This window comes from Streptomyces sp. NPDC059371 (genome assembly GCF_042751995.1).
Lineage (GTDB): Bacteria > Actinomycetota > Actinomycetes > Streptomycetales > Streptomycetaceae > Streptomyces.
Genome location: NZ_JBHYXD010000020.1, coordinates 22,019 through 31,125, shown reverse-complemented (window position 1 = coordinate 31,125; position 9,107 = coordinate 22,019). Strand labels below are relative to the sequence as shown.

The following is a 9,107-nucleotide window of genomic DNA, read 5'->3' as shown; positions in this document are numbered from 1 at the left end:
GCGAGGATCATGCCCGCCACGCTGTCGATCCTGCGCGAGTTCTTCCCCGACCTGCGTGAGCGTGCGATCGCGAGCGGCATCTGGAGCGCCGGTGGGGGGGCGGGGTCGGGGGGGGCGCCGCGGCCGACGTGCGAGGCGGGCAGGGCGACGGCCCTGCGCGCGTCGGGGTCCCGTGACCCCGGGCGGGGTGGGTCGAGTCCCCCGTATCGTTGGAGTAGTCCGTTCTCCGGTCCAGAAAGGCCGCAGCCACCATGGTGCAGATCAAGACCCCCGAGCAGATCGCCAAGATGCGTGAGGCGGGACTGGTCGTCGCGGCGATCCATGCGGCCACGCGTGAGGCCGCGGTGCCCGGCGCGACCACCCGGGATCTGGACGAGGTCGCGCGCAAGGTGCTGGACGAGCACGGCGCCAAGTCGAACTTCCTCGGGTACGGCGGTTTCCCGGCGACGATCTGCACCTCGGCCAACGAGGTCGTCGTCCACGGCATCCCGGACGACAAGACCGTCCTGAAGGACGGCGACATCATCTCCATCGACGCCGGCGCGATCGTCGACGGCTGGCACGGCGACGCCGCGTTCACCGCGTTCGTCGGCTCGGGTCACGCCCCGGAGCTGGTCGAGCTCTCCCGGGTGACCGAGGAGTCGATGTGGGCGGGCATCGCGGCGATGAAGGCGGGCAACCGACTGGTCGACATCTCCCGGGCGATCGAGACCTACATCCGCCGCCAGCCCAAGCCGGGCGGCGGCAAGTACGGCATCGTCGAGGACTACGGCGGCCACGGCATCGGCACCGAGATGCACATGGACCCGCACCTGCTGAACTATGTCGAGCGCAAGCGCGGCAAGGGCCCGAAGCTGGTGCCCGGCCTGTGCCTGGCGATCGAGCCGATGGTGTCGCTCGGCACACCGCGGACCGAGGTGCTCGAGGACGACTGGACCGTGATCACCACGGACGGGACCTGGTCCTCGCACTGGGAGCATTCCGTGGCACTGACGGAGGACGGACCGCTCGTCCTCACGGCTCCCGACTGCGGCCGGGCGAAGCTCGCCGAGTACGGGATCACGGCGGCGCCCGATCCCCTCGCGGGCTGAAGCCCCCCCGCCCGCGGGGAGCGCGCCCGCGCTCCTCACCGGCCGTGCACTCGGCCAGCCCCGCCCCTCGCGCATACCGCGCCGACGGGTGGGGCATCGTCATGAGTGGCGGGGAGGACCGAGGCCAATTCGTCTTTCCGGGAGCCCTGACGTAGACTGACTCGTCGGCTCTCGTGCACCCGCATGTCTGCATGCGCTCGCACGAAGTCGATCAAGGTAGTCGATTCGAAGGGCAAAGCGTGGCCAAGAAGCAAGGTGCCATCGAGATCGAGGGCACTGTCGTTGAGTCTCTTCCGAACGCGATGTTCAAGGTGGAGCTCCAGAACGGCCACCAGGTCCTGGCGCACATCAGCGGCAAGATGCGCATGCACTACATCCGCATCCTCCCTGACGACCGGGTCGTGGTGGAGTTGTCTCCGTACGACCTGACGCGCGGCCGGATCGTCTACCGCTACAAGTAGATCTTGCCTTGCTCCGTGTCCCGGTTCCGGGGCGCGGGGGGTGGCACTGACCCGGAGAACCTCACCTAATGAAGGTCAAGCCGAGCGTCAAGAAGATCTGCGACAAGTGCAGGGTGATCCGCCGTCACGGTCGGGTCATGGTCATCTGCGAAAACCCGCGCCACAAGCAGCGCCAGGGCTGACGCACGACCGCACCTTCTGCACCCGCAGATACTTCGCGCGACGCAGCAGTACATGTTCATACGCAGGATCCAGGGCTGAGTCTCATCAGGCCTGACACCCCCGGTCGGAGGCCGGGGACCCGGTTCGTACCGAATCCTCGATCCCTGGATCAGAGGACGACGGCGGGCGGGATCCGGTTCTGCGGAAGACCTCCGAACGACAACTGGAGCCATTGAATGGCACGCGTTTCCGGTGTTGACATCCCGCGCGAAAAGCGCGTGGAGGTCGCCCTCACCTACGTGTTCGGCATCGGCCGGACCCTTTCCCAGCTGACGCTGGCCGAGACTGGCGTGAACCCCAACACGCGCGTTCGTGACCTCTCCGAGGAGGAGCTGGTCAAGATCCGCGAGTACGTGGACGCCAACATCAAGACCGAGGGTGACCTCCGTCGCGAGATCCAGGGCGACATTCGCCGCAAGATCGAGATCGGCTGCTACCAGGGCATCCGCCACCGTCGTGGCCTGCCCGTGCACGGTCAGCGCACCAGCACGAACGCTCGTACCCGCAAGGGCCCGCGTCGCGCGATCGCCGGTAAGAAGAAGCCGGGCAAGAAGTAGTCCTCAGCGGACAACGCTTCATCAGCGGTCTTCGCTGTAGGACCGACCACCTCCCCGTAGGAGAAATAGATGCCCCCCAAGGGTCGTCAGGGCGCTGCCAAGAAGGTGCGCCGCAAGGAAAAGAAGAACGTTGCTCACGGGCACGCTCACATCAAGAGCACGTTCAACAACACGATCGTCTCGATCACGGACCCCGCGGGCAACGTGATCTCCTGGGCCTCCGCCGGCCACGTCGGCTTCAAGGGCTCGCGCAAGTCCACCCCCTTCGCCGCGCAGATGGCCGCCGAGTCGGCTGCCCGTCGCGCGCAGGAGCACGGCATGCGCAAGGTTGACGTCTTCGTGAAGGGCCCGGGCTCCGGTCGCGAGACCGCGATCCGCTCCCTCCAGGCCACTGGCCTGGAGGTCGGCTCGATCCAGGACGTCACCCCCACCCCGCACAACGGCTGCCGTCCGCCGAAGCGCCGCCGCGTCTGACGCACGGCCGCTCGGTCGTCGTTCTCGACGGCCCTGTGCTGGTTCGAGGTTTCCGGGCGGTACGGCTCCGTAAAGGGGCCGTATCGCCCGTACCCTTGCTGTACCCGCCTCTTCGGAGGCGCGGTTTTGTCGGGCGTCAAATAGCGGGCGTCCACGAATGAAGGATCTGATCACCACATGCTGATCGCTCAGCGCCCCTCGTTGACCGAAGAGGTCGTCGACGAATTCCGCTCCCGGTTCGTGATCGAGCCGCTGGAGCCGGGCTTCGGTTACACCCTCGGCAACTCCCTGCGCCGCACCCTCCTCTCGTCGATCCCCGGCGCTGCTGTCACCAGCATCCGCATCGACGGTGTCCTGCACGAGTTCACCACCGTGCCGGGCGTCAAGGAGGACGTCACCGACCTGATCCTCAACATCAAGCAGCTGGTCGTCTCCTCGGAGCACGACGAGCCGGTCGTGATGTACCTGCGCAAGCAGGGCCCGGGTCTGGTCACCGCCGCCGACATCGCGCCCCCGGCCGGTGTCGAGGTCCACAACCCCGACCTCGTCCTCGCCACGCTCAACGGCAAGGGCAAGCTGGAGATGGAGCTGACCGTCGAGCGCGGTCGCGGCTACGTCTCCGCCGTTCAGAACAAGCAGGTCGGTCAGGAGATCGGGCGCATCCCGGTCGACTCGATCTACTCGCCGGTGCTGAAGGTCACGTACAAGGTCGAGGCGACCCGTGTCGAGCAGCGCACCGACTTCGACAAGCTGATCGTCGACGTCGAGACCAAGCAGGCCATGCGTCCCCGTGACGCCATGGCGTCGGCCGGTAAGACCCTGGTCGAGCTGTTCGGTCTGGCCCGCGAGCTCAACATCGACGCCGAGGGCATCGACATGGGCCCGTCCCCCACGGACGCCGCCCTCGCCGCTGATCTCGCCCTGCCGATCGAGGAGCTCGAGCTCACCGTTCGGTCGTACAACTGCCTCAAGCGTGAGGGCATCCACTCCGTGGGTGAGCTCGTCGCCCGCTCCGAGGCCGACCTCCTGGACATCCGCAACTTCGGTGCGAAGTCCATCGACGAGGTCAAGGCGAAGCTGGCCGGCATGGGCCTGGCCCTCAAGGACAGCCCGCCCGGATTCGACCCGACCGCCGCCGCCGACGCCTTCGGCGCCGACGACGACGCGGACGCGGGTTTCGTGGAGACCGAGCAGTACTGAGCCAGTACTGGGACGGCTTCCGTCCTCCGGGGTCCTTCGGGACCCCGGATCTTCGACGGGCAATCGCCCGCTCGGACACTGCCCCCGGTACCTGATACGGCCGGGGCAGACACCTAGGAGAGAACATGCCGAAGCCCGCCAAGGGTGCCCGTCTGGGCGGCAGCGCCGCGCACGAGAAGCTGCTCCTCGCGAACCTCGCGAAGTCGCTCTTCGAGCACGGCCGCATCACCACCACCGAGGCCAAGGCCCGTCGCCTGCGTCCCTACGCGGAGCGTCTGGTCACCAAGGCGAAGAAGGGTGACCTTCACAACCGCCGTCAGGTGCTCTCGGTGATCACGGACAAGAGCATCGTGCACACGCTCTTCACCGAGATCGGCCCGCGCTACGAGAACCGCCCGGGTGGTTACACCCGTATCACCAAGATCGGTAACCGCCGTGGCGACAACGCGCCCATGGCTGTCATCGAGCTGGTGGAGGCCCTGACCGTGGCCCAGCAGGCCACCGGTGAGGCCGAGGCCGCCACCAAGCGTGCCGTCAAGGAGACCGAGGCCCCGGCCAAGGTCGAGGACACCAAGGTCGAGGACGCCGCCGAGGCTCCCGCCGAGGAGTCGAAGGACGCCTGAGGCACTGCCTTGCTGTGAGCGGGTCCGTCCCTTTCGGGGCGGGCCCGCTTTCGCGTTCCCGGGGAGGAACCCGGGCTTGAGAGGATCTAGGTGTGAGTGACGAAGCGGAGCCCGGGTTCGTACGGGTGCGGCTGGACCTGTCGTACGACGGGACCGAGTTCTCCGGGTGGGCCAAGCAGGCCGGGGGACGCAGGACCGTGCAGGGCGAGATCGAGGACGCGCTGCGGACGGTGACGCGGACGAGGGACACCACGTACGAGCTGACCGTGGCCGGACGGACGGATGCCGGGGTCCACGCGCGCGGCCAGGTGGCCCATGTCGACCTGCCCGGCGAACTGTGGGCCGAGCACCGGGAGAAGCTGCTGAAGCGGCTCGCCGGGAGGCTGCCGAAGGACGTGCGGGTGTGGTCGCTCACCGAGGCGCCCCCCGGCTTCAACGCGCGGTTCTCGGCGATCTGGCGGCGCTACGCCTACCGCGTGACCGACGAACCCGGCGGTGTCGACCCGCTGTTGCGCAGTCATGTCCTCTGGCACGACTGGCCGTTGGACGTGGAGGCGATGAACCAGGCCGCCGAACGGCTGCTGGGGGAGCACGACTTCGCCGCGTACTGCAAGAAGCGCGAGGGCGCGACGACCATCCGCACCCTCCAGCGGCTGAGCCTGGTACGGGGTGAGGACGGTGTCATCACCGCCACCGTGCGGGCCGACGCCTTCTGCCACAACATGGTGCGGTCGCTGATCGGGGCCCTGCTGTTCGTGGGGGACGGGCACCGCGGACCCGACTGGCCGGGCAAGGTGCTCGCCGCCGGCGTACGGGACTCGGCCGTTCACGTCGTACGGCCGCACGGGCTGACCCTTGAGGAAGTCGGCTACCCCGCCGACGAGTTGCTGGCCGCACGGAGCAAAGAGGCCCGCAACAAGCGGACGTTGCCGGGTGCGTCGGGATGCGAGTCCTGCTGAGGCCTGCTCACCGGCGCGGCCCGCGCGGGGCCGATGCCTGAACGTGCGTCAACCGCCTTGTGGGGACGTCGGGGGAGGGTGGGGCGGGCGGCCGGTGTCCGTCGGCCGCCCGCGCCCGGCACCGCTACTGGGCGGCCGCGGCCGACGCCTGGGCCTGGCCCCGCCGGCTGATCTGACGGAACGTGAACTCGGCGAGATCATTGCCGGTCGTGAACACCGCGGTGTCCTTCGGCGTCACGTCCTTGCCGTTGACGAAGCCCGAGAGGGTGAAGTAGGCGTAACGGCCGTAGGCGTTGGTGGTCGAACGGCAGACGGCCGAGTCACAGAACGCCTTGATGCCGTTGCCGGGCAGCGAGGCGATGATGCTCTTGCTGTCCGCGTCGGCCTTGGCCTTGCTCGCCTGGGCCTCGGTGTCGAAGACCGCGACGCCGACCGTCACCGCTACCCCGTCCTTGACGTAGCTGACCCGCATGAAGCGGGTGCAGCCATCCTTGGTCAGGACCGGCGGCAGGGTGCCCTTCGCGACCGAGGCGCAGTTCTTCGTGTCGGCCGTCGGACCCTTGCGGTACACGCGGTTGCCCATGGTGAGCTGCGTACCGGGGAAGAGGATGTCCGGGCTCAGCGGCGCGGTGTCCTTCTTCGCGCTGGATATGAACTCCTTCGGATCCAGCGGCGGCGGAGCCGAGGTCGGCTCGAAGGACGGCTGCGGTGTCGTGGCGCCGGGAATGTCCGCGCTGGCGGGCAGTTTGGACGGCTGGTTGGCGGCCTCGTTGTTGCCGTTCGCGTTGGCGACGGCCATCGCCACGGCAGCGCCGACCGCGACGGTGGCCAACGCCCCGCCCACGATGAACAGCACTTTGCGGCGTTTGTTGCGCGTTTCGGAAGCCTCCGCCATGGCGGCCCAGTCGGGATTCCCGCCGGAACGCTGGTTGTTCCACTGGGGCGCCTGCTGAGAACCCGGCTTCCAGGGGTCCCACGGGGGCTGCCCCTGCCCACCTTGCCCATAACTCATGCGCCGCATCTTAGACGGGGGTTGGGGGGTGCCGGTCAGCTCCACCGGGCACTTGAGCCCCTAGCGTGATCTGAATGCGCAAGGGCAAAAGTGACATCTCCGGGTGGTTGGTGCGTAGGGCCTCCTGGCACGCGTGGGCGGCCTCGGGCGCGGTGCTGTGCGCGCATGCCGTGGCCGTCGCGCTCCACACCTCCGACGGCGGGATGGACAACGCGATCGTCGTCCGGGCGGCGCGGACCTGGCGGGACGGCGGTTCGCCGTACACCGACCGGCACTTTCTCTATCTCCCGAGCGCGGTGCTCGCGGCGGTGCCGCAGACGCTGCTCCCGGTGGCCGCGCTGCGGCTGCTGGTGCCCCTGACGGTGACCGCTCTGCTGCTGACGGGCTGGGCGTGCGCGCTGCGCGTCCACGGCGTTCCCTGGCACAGCCGCCTCGGGGTGCTCGGGCCGGCCGGGCTCGCACTGGGTTTCGCGCCCTTCGGGCACCTGGTCGCGCTCGGCAACTGGACCGTGATCGCCGCGGCTGCGCTGCCGCTCGCCCTGCTGCTGGCGGCGCGGGAGCGGTGGGGGTGGGCCGGAGTGGTCATCGGCGCGGCCCTCGCCCTCAAACCGCTCCTCGCGCCCGTGGCGCTCCTGTTCCTCTTCTCACGCCGCTGGAGGGGGCTGGCCGCGGTGGTTCTGGTGCCCGCCCTGGCGTCCGGCGGGGCGGCGCTGCTGATGCCCGATCCTGCGGCGTTCGTCACACGGACCCTGCCGTTCCTGCTGAGCGGCCACGACGACTTCGTCCGCCTCTACGAGGCCTCTCCGGTGGCCGTGCTGCCGCGTCTTGGGGTGCCCTCCCCGGTGGCGGCCGCGCTCGCCTGCGTGGCGGCGGGCGCAGGCGTCCTGGCCGCGTACCGCCGCTGGTCACGCGATGTCCCCGGGCCGCTGCGGCTCACCGAGACCGCGGTGCTGCTGATGCTTTCGGCGTTCCTGGTGTCCCGGCCGTCCTACGACCACTATCTGCTCGTCGTGGTGCCGCTGCTGCTCGCGGGGCTGCCGTACCCCGGCGCGGCGGCCCGTGGGCCCTGGTTCTGGCTCGCGCTGGTGCCGCAGATGCCCGGCGCGGACTGGCCCTGGCTGGAAGCGGTGACCCGGCGTTCCTTCCGGGACTGCTTTACCCTGTGTGTGATGACTGCATCGGTGGCGCTCCGGCGCCGCCGTCACCTGCCGCTCGCCGGCCCTGATCACTTCGTCGCCCAGCGACGGGTACGACGGGCCACGAGGGTGTGAGCACTCGCGTTTTGACCCTTCCGGGCCACCGCGGGTAAGCTTGCAGTTCGTTATGTGTATTGGCTTGCTCATTCTCACGTGAGGGGCCCTTACACCGGTCCACCGGGGCCGATGACCAGCGACCAGCACGCGGTATGCGTCACCGCAGTGCGGTCAGGGCTGTCGTGATCGTCCGTGGTGGCCATGTCAGGACCCACTCACTGAAGAAGCGAAGGCTACGACCGTGCGTACGTACAGCCCCAAGCCCGGCGACATCACTCGCCAGTGGTACGTCATCGACGCCCAGGATGTCGTCCTGGGTCGTCTGGCGACCACTGCCGCGAACATTCTGCGGGGCAAGCACAAGCCGATCTACGCCCCCCACGTCGACGCTGGTGACTTCGTCATCATCATCAACGCGGACAAGGTGCACCTCTCCGGCAACAAGAAGACCCAGAAGCTGGCGTACCGCCACTCCGGTTACCCGGGTGGTCTGCGCTCCGTCCGTTACGACGAGCTGCTGGCGAAGAACCCCGAGAAGGCCGTCGAGAAGGCCATCCGGGGCATGGTCCCCAAGAACACCCTGGGCCGTCAGGTGCTCTCGAAGCTGAAGGTCTACGCGGGCGAGAACCACCCGCACGCTGCTCAGCAGCCGGTCCCGTTCGAGATCACCCAGGTCGCGCAGTAGTTCCGGCCACCCCCTAAGACGAAAAAGAATCTGAGGAGAATCGTGGCCGAGACCACCGTTGAGCAGCCGGTCGAAGAGACTGAGACCGAGCTTGTCGACATCGAGAGCTACACCAGCGAGTCCGAGGTCCCCGTCGAGGGCGAGTACACCTCGGAATCGCTCGCGGGCCGCTTCGGCGACCCGCAGCCGGCCGCCGGCCTGGGCCGTCGCAAGAACGCCATCGCCCGCGTCCGGATCGTCCCGGGCACCGGCAAGTGGAAGATCAACGGCCGCACCCTTGAGGACTACTTCCCCAACAAGGTGCACCAGCAGGAAGTCAACGAGCCCTTCAAGGTGCTCGAGCTCGACAACCGCTACGACGTCATCGCCCGCATCGCGGGTGGCGGTGTCTCGGGTCAGGCCGGTGCCCTGCGCCTCGGCGTGGCCCGTGCGCTGAACGAGGCCGACGTGGACAACAACCGCGGCGCCCTCAAGAAGGCCGGCTTCCTCAAGCGCGACGACCGTGCGGTCGAGCGCAAGAAGGCCGGTCTCAAGAAGGCCCGCAAGGCCCCGCAGTACAGCAAGCGTTAA

At 68.5% G+C, this 9,107-nt stretch carries 12 protein-coding genes; 11 read left to right on the top strand and 1 reads right to left on the bottom strand.

The window, feature by feature from the left end; translation table 11 throughout:
• Positions 1-251: 251 nt before the first annotated feature.
• The 8 genes from map to truA all read left to right on the top strand — a co-directional run bounded on the left by map (position 252) and on the right by truA (position 5,587).
• Positions 252-1,091, top strand: coding sequence for a type I methionyl aminopeptidase (gene map, locus ACFXGX_RS14385; RefSeq protein WP_384789792.1), 840 nt, complete (start codon positions 252-254; stop codon positions 1,089-1,091).
• 239 nt (positions 1,092-1,330) lie between these two features.
• Complete coding sequence (infA, locus tag ACFXGX_RS14380) at positions 1,331-1,552, top strand: translation initiation factor IF-1 (RefSeq protein ID WP_003948620.1); 222 nt, start codon at positions 1,331-1,333, stop codon at positions 1,550-1,552.
• A 68-nt stretch (positions 1,553-1,620) separates the two neighbouring features.
• Positions 1,621-1,734: a 50S ribosomal protein L36 gene (rpmJ, locus tag ACFXGX_RS14375; RefSeq protein ID WP_003998809.1), complete on the top strand. Its 114-nt coding sequence runs from the start codon at positions 1,621-1,623 to the stop codon at positions 1,732-1,734.
• 216 nt (positions 1,735-1,950) lie between these two features.
• Positions 1,951-2,331 carry a 30S ribosomal protein S13 gene (gene rpsM / locus ACFXGX_RS14370; RefSeq protein ID WP_081218901.1) on the top strand — a complete coding sequence of 127 codons (381 nt, stop codon included), beginning with the start codon at positions 1,951-1,953 and terminating at the stop codon, positions 2,329-2,331.
• 69 nt (positions 2,332-2,400) lie between these two features.
• The gene (rpsK, locus tag ACFXGX_RS14365; protein WP_006376016.1) at positions 2,401-2,805 is read left to right on the top strand and encodes a 30S ribosomal protein S11; all 405 of its coding nucleotides are present in this window, start codon (positions 2,401-2,403) and stop codon (positions 2,803-2,805) included.
• Positions 2,806-2,982: 177 nt separating this feature from the next.
• The gene (locus ACFXGX_RS14360) at positions 2,983-4,005 is read left to right on the top strand and encodes a DNA-directed RNA polymerase subunit alpha (protein ID WP_003966937.1); all 1,023 of its coding nucleotides are present in this window, start codon (positions 2,983-2,985) and stop codon (positions 4,003-4,005) included.
• 125 nt (positions 4,006-4,130) lie between these two features.
• Positions 4,131-4,628: a 50S ribosomal protein L17 gene (rplQ, locus tag ACFXGX_RS14355; RefSeq protein ID WP_266761767.1), complete on the top strand. Its 498-nt coding sequence runs from the start codon at positions 4,131-4,133 to the stop codon at positions 4,626-4,628.
• 92 nt (positions 4,629-4,720) lie between these two features.
• Positions 4,721-5,587 carry a tRNA pseudouridine(38-40) synthase TruA gene (gene truA, locus ACFXGX_RS14350; protein WP_384789787.1) on the top strand — a complete coding sequence of 289 codons (867 nt, stop codon included), beginning with the start codon at positions 4,721-4,723 and terminating at the stop codon, positions 5,585-5,587.
• 124 nt (positions 5,588-5,711) lie between these two features.
• Here truA and ACFXGX_RS14345 read toward each other — a convergent pair whose 3' ends face one another.
• Positions 5,712-6,599, bottom strand: a complete 888-nt coding sequence (locus ACFXGX_RS14345) for a hypothetical protein (RefSeq protein ID WP_384789784.1) — start codon at positions 6,597-6,599, stop codon at positions 5,712-5,714.
• Positions 6,600-6,673: 74 nt separating this feature from the next.
• On the opposite strand from ACFXGX_RS14345, the gene ACFXGX_RS14340 reads away from it, so the two are divergent.
• The 3 genes from ACFXGX_RS14340 (at position 6,674) to rpsI (ending at position 9,107) form a co-directional block, all read left to right on the top strand.
• Positions 6,674-7,870, top strand: coding sequence for a glycosyltransferase family 87 protein (locus tag ACFXGX_RS14340; RefSeq protein ID WP_384789781.1), 1,197 nt, complete (start codon positions 6,674-6,676; stop codon positions 7,868-7,870).
• 223 nt (positions 7,871-8,093) lie between these two features.
• Positions 8,094-8,537 (top strand): 50S ribosomal protein L13, encoded by a 444-nt coding sequence (rplM, locus tag ACFXGX_RS14335; protein ID WP_037626954.1) that lies wholly within the window; start codon positions 8,094-8,096, stop codon positions 8,535-8,537.
• A gap of 42 nt (positions 8,538-8,579) precedes the next feature.
• Positions 8,580-9,107 carry a 30S ribosomal protein S9 gene (gene rpsI / locus ACFXGX_RS14330; RefSeq protein ID WP_355773271.1) on the top strand — a complete coding sequence of 176 codons (528 nt, stop codon included), beginning with the start codon at positions 8,580-8,582 and terminating at the stop codon, positions 9,105-9,107.